Below are 18,557 nucleotides of genomic sequence, written 5' to 3' on the forward strand. Positions count from 1 at the left end.
AAGAACATCCGGCTTTTGTATTAATATCTGTCATTGCTCATACACATCAAAATCTTTTCTTGGACGATTTTTTTCATGGCTTCTTTGGCGGGGGCCATATATTTTCTTGGATCGCTTGCATCGATGTGTTCATGCAGATAACGGCGCAGTTTATCTGAAAAAGGAATTTTTAATTCAGTCGCGATATTTACTTTTGCACATCCTAGCTTAATGCACTTTCTTACATCTTGCTCTGAAATTCCTGAGGCACCGTGCAGGACGAGCGGAACTGAAACCCGTTTTTGAATCGCGGCCAACCGGTCAAAATCGATATTGGGCTCTTTTGAGTAAAGCCCGTGGGCTGTACCGATTGCCACCGCCAGCGAATCGATTCCGGTTTTCTCGACGAACTCTTTTGCTGCATCCGGATCGGTGTAATAGGCGTCGGCTTCATCCACGATCAAATCGTCTTCCTGTCCGCCGAGCCTTCCGAGCTCGGCTTCTACAGTGGCATCTTTTTGCCGGGCATATTGAACGACACTCGCTACAATTGCGGTATTTTCGGCAAATGGATGGTGCGATGCATCAATCATGACAGATTTTGTCCCTAATGATAAAGACTCGCGAATATCATCAATTTCTTCATGATGATCGAGATGGAGGGCGACCGGGATTGAGCAGCGCGCGGCGGCCGTTTCTGCAATCGCTTGAATATAGTCGCGGCCTGCATAGCTGAAGGTTCCGGGAGTAGCCGCAAGAATCACGGGGGACCTTAAGGCTTCAGCCGCTTCTGTCACGGCCTGCACGGTTTCAAGGTTGTGAATGTTAAAGGCCGGCACCGCATAGCCGTTTGTCTGTGCGTCCAGCAGCATTTTCTTCGTATTTGTCAGCATATCGATTCCTTCTTTCTGATCAAAATTAAGATATATAGCTTGAGAAGGTGCTCAGAATGTCGTCAGGACTCGAGGCTTCAAGCAGCTGCTGCCTCGCATCTCCGTGAACAAGCATGCGAGACACCGATGATAATAGATTGAGATGTGTGCTGCCTGCCTCGGCATCGGGTATCAATAAAGCAATGATAAATATGACAGGCGTTTGATCAAGCGCATTCCATTCGATTCCTGCCTTGTTTTGAATGATAATGACAGATGCTTCTGTGATGTCCTTCAGTTTTGCATGGGGGATGGCGAAGCCGTCGATAAAGCCGGTCGTGCTTTCAGCCTCTCTTTGTGCCAATCCGCGAATGACCGCTTGTTTTGTTTTGGCGGCTCCTGATTCATATGCGATTTGAGCCACCCGGTCAAAAGCTTCCGCTTGGGAAGATAACGTTTCTTGAAGATAGATGTGCTCTTTTTTGATTAAAGCTCCTGTGCCCATGTTTGATCAGCCTTTCTCTTTTTCATATGTCCGTTTTTGGTAAAAGCCGTATAAGAAGGCGCCGATAAGCGATCCGATGATAATCGACAGCACCCACTGAAAGGCTCCTGTGACAACGGGAAGTACAAGGAATCCGCCGTGCGGGGCAGGTACTTGAACTGCAAATGAGTATGTTAATATCGCCGAAACCGAAGAGCCGATCATCAAAATCGGAATGACAGGGATCGGTTTTTTTGCGGCGAACGGGATAGCGCCTTCGGTAATATGAGTGGCACCGAGAATAAAATTGACAAGCCCTGCATTTCGATCTTGCCGGCTGAAATATTTGCGGAAAAGTAAAGTGGCAAACGCAATGACGAGCGGCGGTGTGATGCACGCGGCGGAGACGCCTGCCATGAAATATTGGTTCCCTTCAGCGAGAAGAGCAGTTCCGGTGACATAAGCGGCTTTATTGACCGGACCGCCCATGTCAAACGCGCTCATACAGCCGATGATCAAGCCGAGAATGACGGGGTTCGCCCCTTGAAAATCGGCTAAAAAGTCCTTCATCCCTTCATTGATGGCCGTCATCGGCTCCACGAGAAAAAACATGACCGCACCGATCAGAAAAATGCCGATAACCGGATAAAGAAAAATTGCTTTCAGCCCTTCAAGGGACTGAGGCATTTTTTTAAGTGCATACGAGAGACCGTAAATAATCAGTCCCGCCAAAAAACCGGATACGATGCCACCCAGAAAACCTGCTCCACCCGTACTGGCGATCATGCCGCCGATAAAACCGACAATCAGGCCGGGGCGTTTAGCCATTGAATCGGCGATATAGGCGGACAGAATCGGAACCATCAGCTGGAAGCCGAATGCGCCCGTTTTATTCAGCAATTCGGCAAAAGCGTTGTAGCTTGGATGTTCAGGATCCGCTGAATGGATGCCGAATAAAAAGGAAAGTGCAATCAAAACCCCTCCGCCGACGACAAATGGGAGCATGTGGGAAACCCCGTTCATCAAATGTTTATATATTTTACGGCCGATGGAAGCGGCTTCGCCTGTTTTGGGTTCATCCTCTGTTTTTGCTGCTGTTTGTCCGCGGTAAATCGGCGCTTCGCCGTTCATGAGCGTCCGAATTAAAGTTTCTGCATCGCGGATGCCCCGTGCGACCGGGACGTCAAGGACACGTTTGCCTGCAAAACGCTCGGCGCCTACATCCTTGTCTGCCGCGATAATGACCCCGTCGGCTTGTTTAATGTCCTCTGGTGATAGTTCGTTTTGAACGCCGATTTGCCCGTGTGTTTCGACTTTGATTTCTACACCCAGTTTGGCGGCAGCCTGTTTTAAAGCCTCTTCAGCCATAAATGTATGGGCAATTCCTGTTGGACAGCCGGTTGCCGCGATGATTTTGAACTTTTTCATAAGAAAACCCCCTTTATAAATGAGTGATTTGAATTTGTGAAGCTGTTTGATCGAGATCTGACACATCACCGAGTCCTTTCGAGAATGCCGTCAATGAACCGGCGGCAGAGGCGTATCTGAGTGCTTCAGGAACGGAACAGCCGAGCTCCTGTTTTCCGACGAATACGGCAAGCATGGCATCGCCAGCACACGCGGTATTGACAACTTTGCCTTTGGCGGCGGTCGCTTTTAAGGTTCTTTGGCGGTCTAAATAAAGGGCGCCGTCTTTGCCGCGGGAGATGAGAACCCTTTCAGCGCCGCGGTCGAGAAGCTCGTTTCCATAATGGATGATTTCTTCTTCGGACAGCGCTTTCTTCTGGCTGAAAAAAGCGGCCAGCTCCTGTTCATTCGGTTTAATCAGGAAAGGATGGTATGAAAGACAATCTAATAGGACGGGAGAACTGATATCCAAGATCAATTTCAGTTTGTTTTCGGCGGCAATCTCGGAAAGCGAAAGGTACATGTCATCGGGGACCCCTCTCGGAAGACTGCCTGAAATAAATAAGAAACGGCCGGACGGGATTTGACGGATTTTGTTGATCAGCTCCTGTTTTCGGGCTTCAGATATGAGCGGTCCTTTGTTTACGATTTTGAATTCCCGGGTGGCATTGATAAAAATATTGATCCGTGAGATGCCTTCCACTTCGACAAAGTCTGTGACGATTTTTTCATTCAGCAGTTCATTTTCAATAAAACGCCCGGTAAATCCGCCTGTAAATCCAAGCGCGGTATTGTCAAGACCGAGGCGCTTGAGCATAAAGGAAATATTGACGCCTTTTCCGTTTGGCTGGTAATCTTCATCTTTAGTGCGGTTGACAACATCGGGAAGCAGCTCGTCGGTTTCAACGAATAAGTCGACTGCGGTATTCATCGTGCATGTATAGATCATGCTGTATCCCCCCTTTATCTGTGGCTTCACAGACATTATGTCACAGATAAAAGGGGGGATGTTTACAGGTTGTGTAAAGGTTTTCAGCTATGAGCGGTGCGGATGACGTATGAGTCCAGCATGATGCGGGAGAGGACTTGCAGAGGGAGGCGAGAGCGGACTTCATAATCGGGAAAAAATGATTGTTCACCTTTAAACCCGACCAGTACGATCTCTGATAATTTCGCAAGACGCGAATCGATCCTTGTCGTTAATGTAATGGTGGAAATAGCTTGCAATTTGAAGTTTTGAGCGGCTTCAACAAGCTCTTCTGTCTCGCCGTTCAGGGAAACAAAAAGGCCGAGGTCTTTTTTGGTCAGTGTTTTTGACTTGCCTCTGATAATATTCGGGTCGCTGTGCATCTCGCAGTTTTTGCCGAGCAGCTGAAGCTTGATCGTCATCTCTGTTCCAATCATTTCAGACAATCCTCTTGCGAAAATGTAAACTTTTTCGGCATTGCTGATTTTTTGAATGGCATCTTCGATCAACCCGATATCAAGCATTTTAATTGTATCCAGAACTTCTCTTTCATTCTTTAGCACGGCCTGTTTAATTTGGCTGTCGATATCATCCATCAGCGGAGCGTGTCCGAGGTGGTGTTTTTCTTTTAATGCATACTTAAAAGAAGTGTAGCCGTCATATCCGAGTTTTTTCATTAACCTGACAATCGTGGCTGTTGAAACATTTGCATCCTCGCTTAATTTGACAATCGATAAAGTGGCGATGACGTCCAAGTGCTGATAAATGTACTCGAGCAAATGCCGTTCTGAATCGCTGAGCGACTGATATGTGTCAGAAGTCATTTGAAACACGCTGTCTTTCATAATAAAACCCCCTTTTATAGTCATATTGTATCAGTTTAGCAAGGGGGGAGGAGAGAAAATAAACATTTCCAACATAAGAATATCCGGCTCGAGAGCCGGATATTCCAAGTTAAGAAGCCATTTTTCTGCATGCTTCCGCACATTTAAAGCAGCTTTCAGCGCAAAGCTGGCAGTGGTCATGCTTATGCAGGCTGCATTCATTGCCGCAAGCTTCGCAAACCTTTGCGCAAAGCTGGCAAATATCTTCGGCATACGGGCTGTTGCGCGTCATTGCTTGAACTGCGAAACCGCACATCTCTGCGCATTCCCGGTCAAGACGGATGCATTCGGCCATCATCCCCGCGTCTTCTTCCATCAGACATTTGTCAAAGCAGTGATTGCATGCTTCAAGACATTCCCGGCAGGCTTCGATGCATTCCTCATATAAAGATTTCACGAAACACACTCCTTTTTCTGCGTTTTCCCTTCGTTGTACCCTGCATTAAAATCGGGGAAACATACGAAAAAACTGCTGTACACGGTGTACAGCAGTTCATTGGTTATTCGGCGAGGCCTTGATGGATCCGGTCAAGGTTTTCTTTCATCATCTTATAATAGGAATCTCCCGCTTCACCGGGCTTCCCGATCGAATCGGTGAAGACTTTTGCTTTAATCGGCACGCCCGTTTCCGCTGACAGGCTTTCCATGCTCCGCGGGTCAACGCTTGTCTCCACGAATAAGGCCGGGATGTCCTTTTTCTTCACGGTGTCGACGATTTTTTTCATCTGACCGGGAGTTCCTTCATTTTCGGTATTGATTTCCCAAATATACTGCGCGTCGACGCCGTAGGCCGAAGCGAAATATTTAAAAGCCCCTTCGCTTGTCACAAGGACGCGGCGCTCTTTCGGTATATCTTTAAAGCGGTTCACCGCTTCATCATGAAGCTTTTGCAGCTTGCCGATATAGGCTTCCGCGTTTTTTTCGTAGTCTTCTTTATGGTCGGGATCGTTTTTGATCAGCGCATCTCTTGCGTTTTTGGCATATTGAATCCCGTTTTCTATATTGAGCCATGCATGGGGATCTTCTTGTGTTTCTTTACCTTTGGCGGTGAGGTGCTTTGGCTTGACCCCTTTGCTCAGCTTGTAGACAGGGGCGTCATCACCGTCTTTTTCAGCCGTTTCCAGCAGCTTGTTAAACCAGCCGTTCCCTGTCTCCAAATTCAGGCCGTTGTAAAAGACGACATCGGCATCCGTCGTTTTTTGCACGTCTTTAGGGAGCGGATCGTATTCGTGCGGGTCTGTTCCGACAGGTACAATGCTGTATAAATCGATGTGATCCCCTCCGACTTGTTTGACGATGTCATAGAGAATGGAGTAGGTGGTAACGACCTTCAGCTTTCCGTTTTCTTCACTGCTGCTTTTCGAGGAGCAGCCGGCGGCGAGAACCAGAATTAATGCCGCCGCAATGGCTAATGTTTGCTTCCATTTCATATTTTGTTTTCCCCCTTTATTTTGTGGTTATTGTTGAAGTGCTGCCCGTTTTCTTCTTGATTTCACCGCTCTCCAAAGTACGCCTTGTTTCGGTGAAAACGTAAAGGAAAGTCCGAACAAAATCGTAGCCACGAGCACGATTGCTGCTCCTGAGGAGAGGTTGTACGTATAGCTTAATCCAAGGCCGATGACCGCTGACAAAGCGCCGAGGAAAGCGGACAAATAGATCATCACCCACAGCCGGTCTGTCAATAAATAAGCGGTTGCGGCAGGTGTGATCAGCATCGCGACGACGAGGATAATGCCGACGGTCTGAAGCGATGCGACCGTAACCATCGTTAAAAGCGTCATTAAAAAGTAGTGGATCAGCCGGTTCGGCAAGCCGTAGACGGCCGCCATCGTCGGGTCGAAAGAGGTGATGAGCAGCTCTTTGTAAAACAAAAAGACAGCGGTAAGAATAATGACTCCGATGACGAGCGTGATCCACATGTCGGATGAACGAACGGCCAGCACATTTCCGAATAAGATGTGGTACAGATCGCTTGAGCTTTTGACAAGCGTGATCAAAATGATCCCGACGGCGAAAAAGGCCGTGAATACGATGCCGATGGCCGAATCGTTTTTAATCCGGCTGTTTTGGCTGACATAGCCGATTCCGAGAGCTGTCAGGATGCCCGTAAAGACGGCGCCGAAGAAAAAATTGACGCCGAGCATATAAGAGATGGCGACGCCGGGAAGAACCGCATGTGAAATCGCATCTCCCATCAGCGCCATTCCCCTGAGAATGATAAAGCAGCCGATGACGCCGCAAATGATGCCCACCATAATCGATGTGAACAGCGATTTTTGCAGAAACGAATATTCCATCAAACCATGGATAAACTCCATCAGATCGCACCTCTTTTCGATTGCAGGAACGGAAGCTGAGATTCGTAGGCTTTCATCATCACGTCGGGATTGAGGATGTCGGAGACAGGGCCTTTTTGAATCAGCTCTTTGTTCAGCAAAATTAATTCATTGAAGTAGCTGTCCGCTTTGCTCAAATCGTGATGGACGACAAGAGCGGTCTTTCCTTCATCACGAAGTTCCTTTAAGATGCTGACGATCATTTCTTCGCTCGTCACATCAATTCCGACGAACGGTTCGTCAAGACAGAACAGCTCTGCTTTTTGGGCGAGCGCCCGGGCGAGAAAAACGCGCTGCTGCTGTCCGCCTGACAATTCACCGATCTGACGCTTGGCATATGCAGCCATCCCGACTTTTTCAAGGCAGTGATATGCCCAGTCTTTATCGCGTTTTTTCGGACGTCTGAAAAGGCCGAGTTCAGGATACGTGCCGAGGATGACGGTGTCGAGGACATTGATCGGGAACGTCCAATCCATATCATTCCTTTGCGGAACATAGGCGATTTGCTTGCGTACATCTTTGAGCGGTTTTCCCAGCAGACGGACATCGCCTTTATCTTTTGGAATCAATTGGAGCATGGATTTTAACAGCGTTGATTTTCCTGCGCCGTTGGGTCCGATAATGCCCGCCATCATTCCTTGATCGAGCGAGAAATTGATATTGCGGAGCGCTTCTGCGCCGTGATAAGAAACATATAAATCTTTTACGGTAATTGCGGGTTTCATAGCGTTCATTAACCCCTTTCTATGTCTATATGAAAGTTAACCTGCATACAATATTTTTGTTTCGGTAATTTTTTGTTACCTAAAGACATTTTTTTTACCTAATGCAACTTTTGATTGAATTCTAATATATCATTCCTAAATTGTAAAGCGCTAAAATTGCTGAAAAACGGTAAAAGCCATGCAGATCAAGCTGCATGGCTTTAAAAAAATTTCTTCTTTGCCGGTTTATCGTTCAAATTGAAACGCATCGATTGCAACTTTCCCTTTAAAGACAAAATAGACGCGGTGGGGGCCTGCCGATTTGCGGACGGAAACTTTTACTGTTTTCCAGTTTTGCAATCCGGATGTGTCAGGCACTTTTAACGAACCGATTTGCTTTCCTTTTTGAGGATGGTCGAGGAAGATGCCGATTTCGCCGCCGCCGCTGCTTGCAACCTTTGCTTTTATCCTTTTTTCGCCTTTGAAGCGGACATCATGGAAGGCGATCCACGCGTTTGTTGTACTGTTTTTTACCGCATCGCCGCCGTATTTGGATTCTTCGGTGATGAGCACGCCTTTGTAGTCGTCGTAGTTTTCAGCGTTTGTCTGCCGGCGCAAGTTCCGTTCCCGAATCGTGTCACCCTGGACGAAAATCCGCTTTGTCTTGCGGATGTCCGCCGACGAGCTGCCGACCGATATTTTGTAAGTCCCTCTTTCAACGGCAAATGTTTCTCTCGTCACATCCCAAAAGGCAAGGTCTGTCTGTTTCAGCTTGAATGTCACGGTTTTCGTTTCTTTCGGTGCCAGCTCAACCCGCTGAAAATCTTTCAGGTCCAGATTCGGTTGTTTAACACGCGTTTTAAATAGTGGAGAAGTATAGAGCTGAACGACTTCATCCCCTTTTCTTCCGCCTGTATTGGTGACGTTGACGCTGATCGTGACAGATCCGTCTTTTTTGATGCTGTCAGAGGAAACGTTTAAACCGCTGTAGCGGAACGCTGTATAGGATAACCCGTGGCCGAACGGATACAGCGGCCTGCCATCGAAATATTTATAGGTTCTTTTCCCTTTGATGATATCGTAATTCATCATATCCGGCAGTTCTTTGACTGAGGTGTGCCAAGTTTGCGTCAGCCGTCCGCCCGGATTTTCATCTCCAAAGAGAATGTCCGCCAATGCGCTTCCCGCCTCCTGGCCTCCGTGAGCGGAATATATGATCGCAGGAATGTGCGCTTTTGCCCAGTTGAGAGCGAACGGATAGCTGCTCGTTACGACAAGCACCGTATTTGGATTGGCTTTAGAAACAGCTTTCAGCAGATTTTCCTGGGCCGGAGGGAGTGTAATGTCTTTCCGGTCTTCGGTTTCCCGGCCGTTGATGTAAGGATTGTTGCCGACAAACAAGACGGCTTTGTCCGCGGCTTTTGCCAGCCGAACCGCTTCATCCGTACCGCTCTTGATGATCGTCTTTGAAAACTTTTCCGCTGTAGTTGCCGGCTTTTCGGCGGCGGCTGTTAACGTCCCGTCTTTACCGGCGGTGAGATATTTGCCGTTTGCCGTATTTTTGATGGCAAATGTCCCGTCAGACTGCTGTTCAAACTGAAAAGTTTCTTTGACGGTCCAGCCGTTCGGCTGTTTCTGATCAGCGATCAGCCGGTCGTCATCCTGAAGCGAGACATAGAGACCGTTCGCTTGGGCGCGGAGGGTGAAGATGCTTTCTCCCCAATCCGCCGCATCGAATGCCGCGCTTTTCTCAAGCTTATCAGCCGCTGCTGTAAGCGGTTGTTTGCCGTCCCGGCCTGCAGTTACAAACTTTCCGGTCAGCGCGGATTTGAAGCCGCATTGTTCCAGACCTTCGGCAAAGGAGACGCGGTCTTTGCCGATTTTGTCCGCGATTCCGTCAAGCGGGGTTTTCCGATATGGCATCGTTCCGCTGTACCAATCTTCGTAAAGCGTATTTCCGAACGGGCCGATGACTGCAATGCTTTCATGCTTCCGGGCATTAAAGGGAAGCAGATCCCGGTCGTTTTTCAGTAAAACGATGGCTTTTTCAGCCGCTTTTTTCGCCAGCTGCTGATGCTTTGGACTGTTGATGACGTCATCTGTCAGGCGGCTGTACGGATTGAGTTCGTCCGGATCGAATTCGCCCGTGCGAAAACGGATGCTGAACGTGTTGGCCAAGGCTTGATCGAGGTCTTTTTCAGAAATAAGGCCTTGCTTTAAGGCGCCGGTTAAGGCGTTTTTCGTCAGCTCGGGATTTTCTCCCTGATCCGTAAAGTTGTCAATGCCGGCTTTTACCGCATGGGCATGCGCTTTTTCGTGTCTGTCATAATACTTGTGGTCATTGACGATTCCTGAAGGATCAAAGGCATCGCTGACGATGAAGAAATCGTCTCCGGCCCATTTTCGTTTAACTGTGCTGTTGAGCAGCGGGCTCAAAATGGCCGGTTTATCGTTGACAGAATTGTAGGCTGGCATCAGACTGTATGCGGCTTTTGCGGAAATTGCCGTTTCGAAGGGCTTCAAATAATACTCGCGCATGTTCCTGGGATCAATGCTTGAGGAGCTGAATCCCCGGTCTGTTTCGTTGTTATAGCCAAGAAAATGCTTTAAGGTTGGAACTGTTTTCAAATAGAAGGGATGATCGCCCCTTAAACCTGAGGCATAGGCGGTTGCTATTTCCCCGGTTAAAAAAGGGTCTTCGGAATAGCCCTCTTCATTTCTTCCCCACCTTGGATCACGCAGCAGATCGACGACCGGCGCCCAGACGTTGACGCCGTTTGCCGCAGGATCAAGGTGGTGGAAGCCGCGGACTTCATCACCGACCGCCGAGCCGATTTGTTTGATCAAAGAGCGGTCCCATGTGTGCGCGAGCCCGACAGCCTGCGGGAAAACGGTCGCTTCCCCAAGCCAGGCGACGCCGTGAAGCGCTTCTGTGCCCGTTTTAAAAGCGTGAATATCCAGCCGGGGAATGGCGGGCTGATATTGATGCATCAGTGACACTTTTTCCTCAAGGGTCAGCCGTGAAAGCAAGTCGCTGACCCTTTTTTTTACAGGGAGACCGGGATCTTGAAAGGGATACTCATATTTATCAGCCTGAGTTTTAGCGGCGGCGGGCGGCGGATTGAAAGCGGCGGCGGAAAGGATCGTGCACATTGCAGCCAACATGATGATGCGGACCGTTTTCAGCATCCTGATCACTCCTTTTTAGAAAAAAATGAAGACATCCCGTTCTTTTTCTTTTGGCTGAATCGCTGTTCCCTCCTGAAGCGCTTCCGCTGCTCCATTAATAACCGAGGTAACAGAAAGACCGCGGATGAGCAGCTTCCATTTCTTTTGGACGCCTGTTGTTTTCACGGTAATCGTATTTTGATGCCGTGAAGCTCTGACTGTCATTGCTTCGCACTTTTCATTGTAAATCGTCTGTTCGGCTGAGCAGCCGTCTTTTAATTGGTAAAGGCAGAACGTCACATCGTCGAGATAATCATAATCAGGTCGCCCGGATTCCTGCCCGAGCGGCAGCAGCGTGTTTTCCCTGACGAATAGGGGAAGCCCCATATAACCGTACTGTTCTTCTTTCCATTCTCCGCCTTCCGTCTCTTTTCCCGTCAAAAGGTGTGTCCAGATGCCTTTTGGCAAATAATAACGGACAGCGCCGTCTTCCTGAAAAACGGGAGCAACGAGCAGCCTTCCGCCGAGCATGTACTGTCTGTCAAGCCAGTGGCAAGTGTTGTCCCCTGGAAATTCGAGGAGCATCGCCCGCATCATCGGAATGCCTTCAGCGTGCGCTTCATATGCAGAGGCGTACAAATAAGGCATCAGCCTGTGCTTCAGTTTGACAAAATACCGCATGACATCGGCTGCTTCTTCGTCAAACAGCCACGGAACGCGGTATGATTCGCTCCCGTGCAGGCGGCTGTGCGTCGACAAGAGGCCGAATGCGGTCCAGCGCTTATACAAATCGGCTGTTGCCGTGCTTTCAAATCCGCCGATATCGTGGCTCCAGAAGCCGAAGCCTGAAAGGGAAAGTGACAGGCCGCCGCGAAGGCTTTCAGCCATTGAATCATAGCTGGCAAAACAATCCCCGCCCCAGTGTACGGGAAATTGCTGGCCGCCGGCCGTCGCCGATCTTGCAAACACGACTGCTTCCCGTTCGCCGCGCTTTTGCTTCAACAGGTCAAATACGGTTTTGTTGTATAAAAAAGAATAATAATTGTGCATTCTCTCGGGGTCTGATCCATCAAAGTAGACCGCGTCTCTCGGAATCCGTTCTCCGAAATCGGTCTTAAAGCAGTCAACCCCCATGTCGAGCAGGCTTTCAAGCTTTGAACAATACCAGTCACGCGCTTTTTTATTGGTGAAGTCGACGATTGCCATTCCGGCCTGCCACCGGTCCCACTGCCACACATCCCCCCGGCTGTTTTTTAAGAAGTAGCCGTTTTCTTTTCCTTCCTGAAAAAGCTTCGATTTTTGAGCGATATAAGGATTGATCCAGACGCATATTTTCAGGCCTTTTTCTTTCAGGCGGCTGAGCATGGCTTCAGGCTGCTTAAAAAATCGTTCATCCCATTCGAAGTTGCACCATTCAAATTCTTTCATCCAGAAGCAGTCAAAATGAAACACGCTGAGCGGGATGCCGCGTTCAGTCATTCCGTCGATGAAGCGGGTCACGGTCTCCTCAGAATAGTCGGTTGTGAACGATGTTGACAGCCAGAGGCCGAAAGACCAGGCCGGGGGAAGCGCCGGTTTTCCCGTTAACGCCGCATAGCGTTTCAAAACATCTTTTGGTTCGGCGCCGCTGATGACAAAATAGTCAAGCGATTCTCCTTCGACCGAAAACTGCGCTTTGGATACGACTTCAGAACCGATTTCATATGAGACGAGCTCGGGATGATTGACAAAAACACCGTACCCCTTGTTTGACAAATAGAACGGCACATTTTTATACGCCTGCTCCGTGCTTGTTCCGCCGTCCTGATTCCAGATGTCTACGGTTTGGCCGTTTTTCACGAATGCCGTAAAACGCTCGCCGAGGCCGTAGATCAATTCGCCGACTCCGATGTTGAGCTGTTCCCTCATAAAGGTGCGCCCGTCATCGCTCGTGATATAGGCGAGGCTGTTCGATTCGCTTGCGGTCAGGCTCTGTCCATCACGTGAAAAATGGTAGCCCCAACCGTTTTTGCTCACTTCGACGCACAGACCGCCGCTTTGGAAGGTCAACGCATCATCGTGTTCGGAGATGACCGGTTCAACGTCTGTCATATGCAGCTGAAAGTCGGGTTTCCGAGGCGTTTCCCCTTGAAAATGGAACACTTGCACACGGATCACGTCTTCAAGGGGACTCGAAAATCTGACGGTGAGCATGCGGGTGTCCAGCGTGTCCCCGCGCTTTTGAATCGCTTTGACAGGCCCGTATACAGTCAATGATTGCTGATCAATCCTTCGGTCGTAGGCTTCTTTTGGCGTGTTGATGTGATATCCTTCGCGCGTCAGCCAGTAGCCGTCTGAAAATTTCATGATCGAAAGCACCCTTTCTTTTTACTTGATGGATCCGCTGATAAGTCCTTTCACAAGCTGCTTTTGAAGCAGTATAAAAATGATGATGACAGGCAGAACCGATAAAACGGCAAATGCCATCAGATCATTCCACTGGATTCCGTATTGGCTGATCACATTGTAAATGCCGGCCGTCAGCGGCCACAGCTCCTGATTTCGGTTGAATGTCATGCTGTAAATCAAATCTCCCCATGTGAAAAAGAAGGAAACCGCTCCGCTGACGGCAATCCCGGGTCCGCTGATAGGCAAAATGATGCGGATGAATGCGGTAAAACGGCTGCAGCCGTCGATTTTGGCCGCATCCTCAAGATCCTTGGGGATTCCGAGAAAAAAGGTTCTGAGCATTAAAACCGAAAAAGGAACACCAAGCGTTGCCCCCGTCAAAATCGGTCCGATGTACGTATTTAATATGTTCAGTTGATTAAAGGCGATAAACAGCGGGGTCAAAACAACGGTGGCAGGCAGCATTTGCGTGATGAGAAACAGTAAAATGAACATTTTTTTGCCCTTGATCCGAAAGCGCGCCAAGCCGTAAGCTGAAGGAACGGCCAATATGAGAACAATGACGGCAGCCGCCCCGGAAATCAGCAGGCTGTTCAAAAAGTATCCGGCGATGCCTGAAGTGAACACAGCTTCAAAACCGGCCGTCCGGAATGACTCAGGCCATAATAAAGGCGGTGTTTTAAACAATTCTGCATCGCTTTTGAAAGCCGTGGCGATCATCCAGTAAACGGGGAATAAAAAGCCGGCCGTAATGAGGACGCCAATGATGTTAAAGAGCCATTCCTTTTGCTTCGTTTTCATGACATCACCTCATCTTTTTTGATCAGCCGCAAATAGACAAGACTGACAAAAAGAAGAATAAAAAACAGGACATTGGCGCTTGCTGCTCCCATGCTGAATTGAAATTCGTCAAAGGAGTAGCGGTAGCTGACGGTTGACAGGACTTCAGTTGCGTGCACCGGGCCGCCTCCAGTCATCACAAACACAAGGTCGAACACTTTGAACGTATAAATGAAGCCGAGCATCATGACGACAGTGATCACCGGCCGCAATAAAGGCAGTGTCAGATGAATGAATTTCTGAAAAGCATTGGCGCCGTCAAGGCTTGCGCTTTCATAGACGTCTTCCGGAAGGGAGCTGAGTCCGGCAGAAATGAGCAGCATGTTAAAGGGAATACCGACCCAGATGTTGGCGATGATAACGGACCAGATGGCAATATTCGGGTCTGACAGCCAGGGAATTGGATTGTCGATCATTCCCCATGATAGGAGGAGCTGATTGAACACGCCTTCGTTTGAAGCCATCATAAACTTGAATAAAAGCGCCGTAACCGTCAGCGGAATGAGCCAGCTCACCATCATCAATCCCCTGAGAAACGGGGCAAGCCGGAACTTCATGCTGAAAAACAAAGCGAGCAAAAAGCCGATTGCAAACTGAAAAACGACGCTTCCGGCCGTGTAAAGCAGCGTGTTTTTTAAAGATGCCCAAAATACTTTATCCTGGGCAAGCCGCTCATAATTGTCGATTCCTATAAAGCTGATATCCTGTGAGGCTATATTTGTAAGCGACACGTTTTGAAAGCTGAGAATCATATTGTAGATGAGAGGATAACCGATAAGAGCAAGCATAAAAAGAACTGCCGGAAACAAATAGAAGTACCCCTCCCATTTACGGACGATGGTTCTGAACATGTCAAAACTCCTTCGTGCGCTTAAAGCTAGTTTAAGGCGCTGATTTTTTGTGCGGCCTCATCCAGCGCTTCTTTCGGCGTTTTGCTTTCGCTCAATGCTTCCTGCAGGGCCGTCTGCAAAGCTTCCGAAATTTTCGGCCAGTCTTTCGAAGGGCCGCGGGCTGATGCGATCTCCATGATCGGAATGAAGGCTTTTAAATTGTCATCTGTTTTCCAATGGCTGGATGATTCGAGCAAATCCCTACGCGGCGGGAATACACCTGTTTCCGCTGTCAGCGTTTCGAGCCGCTCCGGATCGATCAGCCAAGTGATAAAATCCCAGGCACCATCGGTGTTTTTTCCCTTAACGGCCGCAATATTTTCCCCGCCGAGGGCGGAAGCGAATGTTTGATCTTTCGGGATATAGGTAATTCCGTAATTTAAGTGCCCGGTTTCTTTCAGGCGTTCAATATTCCAGGAGCCGTTGATCATCATGGCGAGCTGTCCTGCTGCAAACTGTCTGGCTAGATCATCCTGAGTGGCGTTTAACACTTCCTTGCTCATTGCGCCTTCTTTGACCAGATCCGTTAAAAACTGCAGGGAAGAGGCTGCTTCTTTTGAATTCAGCTGTTTTAGATCTGCTTCGGAAGACAAAAGAAACGGATAAAATTGAAAAGCGCTTTCCTCTGATTTGACGGCTGACAGGGCAAATCCTTTCGTTTGGCCTTTGCTCGTTTTTTTCGCTGCTTTTTTCAGGTCGCTCCACGTTTCAGGCGGCTCGGAAATCCCTGCATCCTTCAAGAGGTCTTTGTTGTAAAACAAGGCAAGCGCGTTGCTTGCGAAAGGGATGCCGTAGTACTTCTCTTCATATACGGCTGATGATAGCGGCCCCTCATAAAACTGGTCAGCCTGCCCCCATTGATCGATTTTCTCCGTCAAATCTTCGAGCACGCCCATGGCGGCGAATGAGGCATTGTCGACATTGTCAAGGAAAACGGCGTCAGGCATGGCATTGCCGGCTGCCCCGACAGACAGCTGCTTTTTCACTTCATTAAAAGGAATGTACTCCGTTACGACTTTGTACCGGTCCTGAGACCGATTGTACTGTTCGACAAGTTCATGATAAAGAGCCTGCTGCTTGCCGGTGAAGTAATCCCAGACTTTTATTTCTTCCGCATGCTTTGCGCCGGTGCCGGCGTCGTTGCCGCTTTTGCAGCCTGCCGAAAAAACGAGAAGAAAGGCGAGGCAGATGACCATCAGAGACGATTTTTTCAAAAACGCTCACTCCTTATGAAAAAAGCTTGTTAGTTTAGTAGCTAAACTAAGTATATTTGGGCATCGCTTCCGATATGCCAGCAGAGTTTTGCACAAGCGAAAAGCAGGGTAAACACGGAAACAGCCCTGATGCGTATGAGAACAAAGATCGATTGACACATTTTTCGGATGAAGCATATAATAAGGGTATATAATATATGCGTATATGCTCATATATAAAATAAAGCCCGGCGCTGAAAAAGAAAGGTGAGAGAGATGGAAAAGGTGAAGCAGGAATACACGTTAAACGGCCTCGACTGCGGCAATTGCGCACAAAAAATCGAGCATGAGATAGCCGGTATGAAGGGGATTGAAGCTTGTTCGGTCAATTTTGCTACAAGCACGCTGACTGTCAAAGTCGACCAAAACAGCGGCGAAGACATTCCTTCAAAAATAAAGAAAAAAGTAACCGAGATCGAACCGCACGTCAATGTGACGTTGAAGGAAGGGACAAAACAGGCTCCATCCGCAGGCGATGGACGCTTTAAAAAAACGGTTGCAAGACTAGCTGCAGGAACCGTTCTCGGAGCGGCGGGCTTTCTGCTTCCCGGCGGTACCGCAGCTGAGTGGCTTCTCTTTTTCCTTGCTTATCTCATCATCGGCGGTGATGTCGTATTAAGGGCCGTCAAAAACATCTTTCGCGGCCGGGTTTTTGATGAGCACTTTTTAATGACGATCGCCACTCTGGGTGCTTTTATCATTCAGCAGTATCCCGAAGGTGTAGCGGTTATGCTGTTCTATCAAATAGGCGAGCTGTTCCAGGGAGCCGCGGTCAGCCGCTCCCGGAAATCGATCAGCGATTTGATGGACATCCGTCCCGATTATGCCAATCTTCAAACAGAAGGCGGTACGGTCAAAGTATCTCCCGATGAGGTCAAAGCGGGCGATGGCATCATCGTCAAGCCCGGAGAGAAAGTGCCGCTTGACGGCAAAGTGCGGGCAGGCAAATCGCTTGTCGATACGTCCGCATTAACCGGAGAATCCGTTCCGCGAGAAGCCGCGCCAGGCGAAGAGGTGCTGAGCGGATTTGTCAACAAAAACGGCGTGCTTGAAGTAGAAGTGGACAAAGAATACAGTGAATCAACCGTTTCAAAGATTCTTGACCTCGTCCAAAATGCCAGCAGCAGAAAAGCGAAAACAGAGAATTTTATCACCAAATTCGCCAAGTACTACACACCTTTTGTTGTCATAGTCGCGCTTCTTCTCGCTTTTGTCCCGCCGCTGATCATTTCCGGCGCCATGCTGTCGGATTGGGTGTACCGCGCCCTCGTCTTTTTGGTCATTTCTTGTCCGTGCGCGCTCGTCGTTTCCATTCCGCTCGGCTTTTTCGGCGGCATCGGAGCGGCGTCAAAAGCAGGTATACTTGTGAAAGGCGGCAATTATTTAGAAGCGCTGAATGATGTCAAATACGCCGTTTTTGACAAGACAGGCACTTTAACAAAAGGCGAATTTGCCGTTGTTAAGCTGTCGCCGGCAGGCCCTGTCAAAGAAGATGAACTGCTTGAATATGCGGCGCTTGCCGAACATTTCTCAGGCCACCCGATCGCCGAGTCGATCCGGGAAGCATACGGGAAGGAAGTCCAAGCGGATCGCATCAAGGATTACAGTGAGACGGCCGGCTTCGGCGTCAGAGCGGTTGTAGACGGAGCCGTCATTTTGGCCGGCAATGCCAAGCTCATGAAGAAAGCCGGTATACAGTATCAAGAGGAAGGCGAAATCGGAACCGTTGTTTATGTAGCCGCCGGCGATACGTTTATCGGCTCGATTGTCATCGCAGATGAAATCAAAGAGGATGCCAAGCGTGCGATCTCTGCTTTGAAAAAAGCGGGTATTAAAAAAACGGTGATGCTGACGGGCGACGCGAAAGAAACCGGCGAGGCGGTCGGCGCGGAACTGTCCATTGATGAAGTGCATGCAGAGCTTCTTCCGCAGCACAAAGTGGACCGCATTGAAGCATTTGACAAGCAAAAGCTTCCAAAAGAAAAACTGCTTTTCGCAGGAGACGGCATCAACGATACGCCGGTCTTGGCGAGAGCGGATATCGGTGTTGCCATGGGAGGTCTCGGCTCTGATGCAGCAGTCGAAGCGGCTGATATTGTGATCATGACGGATCAGCCTTCAAAAATTGCAGAAGCCATTAATATTGCCAAGCGGACGAGAACGATTGTCTGGCAGAATATTATCTTTGCGCTCGGTGTTAAAGGTGTTTTTCTCATCCTGGGTGCTTTTGGCATCGCAACGATGTGGGAAGCCGTCTTTTCAGACGTCGGTGTTACCCTTCTGGCCGTTTTAAATGCGATGAGGGTTTTAAAAGTGAAGGAAATGTAACTTTTTTACCACCTAATGAACTGGAAATTCCTTTTTTAGCATCTTCACGAATGTGGC

General features: G+C 48.8%; 15 protein-coding genes. 1 reads left to right on the plus strand and 14 read right to left on the minus strand.

The genetic code is table 11. From position 1 onward, the window contains the following. Positions 1-20: 20 nt before the first annotated feature. The 14 genes from BTA31_RS02995 to BTA31_RS03060 form a co-directional block, all read right to left on the minus strand. Entirely contained in the window at positions 21-872 is an 852-nt protein-coding gene (locus BTA31_RS02995) for a tagatose bisphosphate family class II aldolase (protein ID WP_076788836.1), read from the minus strand. 25 nt (positions 873-897) lie between these two features. Then, positions 898-1,356 carry a PTS sugar transporter subunit IIA gene (locus BTA31_RS03000; protein WP_076788837.1) on the minus strand — a complete coding sequence of 153 codons (459 nt, stop codon included), beginning with the start codon at positions 1,354-1,356 and terminating at the stop codon, positions 898-900. A gap of 6 nt (positions 1,357-1,362) precedes the next feature. After that, positions 1,363-2,763, minus strand: coding sequence for a PTS fructose transporter subunit IIC (locus tag BTA31_RS03005; protein WP_076788838.1), 1,401 nt, complete (start codon positions 2,761-2,763; stop codon positions 1,363-1,365). 13 nt (positions 2,764-2,776) lie between these two features. Beyond that, a complete protein-coding gene (pfkB, locus tag BTA31_RS03010; protein ID WP_076788839.1) occupies positions 2,777-3,691 on the minus strand; it encodes a 1-phosphofructokinase in 915 nt (304 codons plus the stop codon). 83 nt (positions 3,692-3,774) lie between these two features. Further along, complete coding sequence (locus BTA31_RS03015; RefSeq protein WP_076788840.1) at positions 3,775-4,554, minus strand: MurR/RpiR family transcriptional regulator; 780 nt, start codon at positions 4,552-4,554, stop codon at positions 3,775-3,777. 109 nt (positions 4,555-4,663) lie between these two features. Beyond that, positions 4,664-4,999, minus strand: coding sequence for a four-helix bundle copper-binding protein (locus tag BTA31_RS03020; protein WP_043927241.1), 336 nt, complete (start codon positions 4,997-4,999; stop codon positions 4,664-4,666). A 94-nt stretch (positions 5,000-5,093) separates the two neighbouring features. Beyond that, positions 5,094-6,023: a metal ABC transporter substrate-binding protein gene (locus BTA31_RS03025; RefSeq protein ID WP_076788841.1), complete on the minus strand. Its 930-nt coding sequence runs from the start codon at positions 6,021-6,023 to the stop codon at positions 5,094-5,096. A 27-nt stretch (positions 6,024-6,050) separates the two neighbouring features. After that, complete coding sequence (locus tag BTA31_RS03030; RefSeq protein ID WP_003185227.1) at positions 6,051-6,911, minus strand: metal ABC transporter permease; 861 nt, start codon at positions 6,909-6,911, stop codon at positions 6,051-6,053. Next, positions 6,911-7,654, minus strand: a complete 744-nt coding sequence (locus BTA31_RS03035; RefSeq protein ID WP_076788842.1) for a metal ABC transporter ATP-binding protein — start codon at positions 7,652-7,654, stop codon at positions 6,911-6,913. Before BTA31_RS03035 ends, BTA31_RS03030 begins: the two co-directional genes overlap by 1 nt. Before the next feature lie 225 nt (positions 7,655-7,879). Then, entirely contained in the window at positions 7,880-10,822 is a 2,943-nt protein-coding gene (locus BTA31_RS03040; protein WP_076788843.1) for a glycoside hydrolase family 3 protein, read from the minus strand. A 15-nt stretch (positions 10,823-10,837) separates the two neighbouring features. Then, positions 10,838-13,147 (minus strand): alpha-xylosidase, encoded by a 2,310-nt coding sequence (gene yicI / locus BTA31_RS03045; protein ID WP_076788844.1) that lies wholly within the window; start codon positions 13,145-13,147, stop codon positions 10,838-10,840. Between the two features lie 21 nt (positions 13,148-13,168). Then, positions 13,169-13,990, minus strand: coding sequence for a carbohydrate ABC transporter permease (locus BTA31_RS03050; protein WP_043927235.1), 822 nt, complete (start codon positions 13,988-13,990; stop codon positions 13,169-13,171). Next, positions 13,987-14,880 carry a carbohydrate ABC transporter permease gene (locus BTA31_RS03055; protein ID WP_076788845.1) on the minus strand — a complete coding sequence of 298 codons (894 nt, stop codon included), beginning with the start codon at positions 14,878-14,880 and terminating at the stop codon, positions 13,987-13,989. Before BTA31_RS03055 ends, BTA31_RS03050 begins: the two co-directional genes overlap by 4 nt. Before the next feature lie 26 nt (positions 14,881-14,906). Then, complete coding sequence (locus BTA31_RS03060) at positions 14,907-16,133, minus strand: ABC transporter substrate-binding protein (RefSeq protein ID WP_076788846.1); 1,227 nt, start codon at positions 16,131-16,133, stop codon at positions 14,907-14,909. A gap of 255 nt (positions 16,134-16,388) precedes the next feature. Between BTA31_RS03060 and BTA31_RS03065 the strand changes: the two genes are divergently transcribed. Next, the gene (locus BTA31_RS03065; protein ID WP_076788847.1) at positions 16,389-18,500 is read left to right on the plus strand and encodes a heavy metal translocating P-type ATPase; all 2,112 of its coding nucleotides are present in this window, start codon (positions 16,389-16,391) and stop codon (positions 18,498-18,500) included. Positions 18,501-18,557: the final 57 nt, after the last annotated feature.

The organism is Bacillus haynesii, from assembly GCF_001969855.1.
Taxonomy (GTDB): Bacteria; Bacillota; Bacilli; order Bacillales; family Bacillaceae; genus Bacillus; species Bacillus haynesii.

Bases quoted from the DNA above. Each gene is read 5' to 3' on its own strand.
- BTA31_RS03065 (WP_076788847.1), top strand. From the start codon at position 16,389: ATGGAAAAGGTGAAGCAGGAATACACGTTAAACGGCCTCGACTGCGGC.
- BTA31_RS03035 (WP_076788842.1), bottom strand. From the start codon at position 7,654: ATGAAACCCGCAATTACCGTAAAAGATTTATATGTTTCTTATCACGGC.
- BTA31_RS03025 (WP_076788841.1), bottom strand. From the start codon at position 6,023: ATGAAATGGAAGCAAACATTAGCCATTGCGGCGGCATTAATTCTGGTT.
- BTA31_RS03005 (WP_076788838.1), bottom strand. From the start codon at position 2,763: ATGAAAAAGTTCAAAATCATCGCGGCAACCGGCTGTCCAACAGGAATT.
- BTA31_RS03015 (WP_076788840.1), bottom strand. From the start codon at position 4,554: ATGAAAGACAGCGTGTTTCAAATGACTTCTGACACATATCAGTCGCTC.
- BTA31_RS03050 (WP_043927235.1), bottom strand. From the start codon at position 13,990: ATGAAAACGAAGCAAAAGGAATGGCTCTTTAACATCATTGGCGTCCTC.
- BTA31_RS03055 (WP_076788845.1), bottom strand. From the start codon at position 14,880: ATGTTCAGAACCATCGTCCGTAAATGGGAGGGGTACTTCTATTTGTTT.
- BTA31_RS03040 (WP_076788843.1), bottom strand. From the start codon at position 10,822: ATGCTGAAAACGGTCCGCATCATCATGTTGGCTGCAATGTGCACGATC.
- BTA31_RS02995 (WP_076788836.1), bottom strand. From the start codon at position 872: ATGCTGACAAATACGAAGAAAATGCTGCTGGACGCACAGACAAACGGC.
- BTA31_RS03000 (WP_076788837.1), bottom strand. From the start codon at position 1,356: ATGGGCACAGGAGCTTTAATCAAAAAAGAGCACATCTATCTTCAAGAA.
- yicI (WP_076788844.1), bottom strand. From the start codon at position 13,147: ATGAAATTTTCAGACGGCTACTGGCTGACGCGCGAAGGATATCACATC.
- BTA31_RS03030 (WP_003185227.1), bottom strand. From the start codon at position 6,911: ATGGAGTTTATCCATGGTTTGATGGAATATTCGTTTCTGCAAAAATCG.
- pfkB (WP_076788839.1), bottom strand. From the start codon at position 3,691: ATGATCTATACATGCACGATGAATACCGCAGTCGACTTATTCGTTGAA.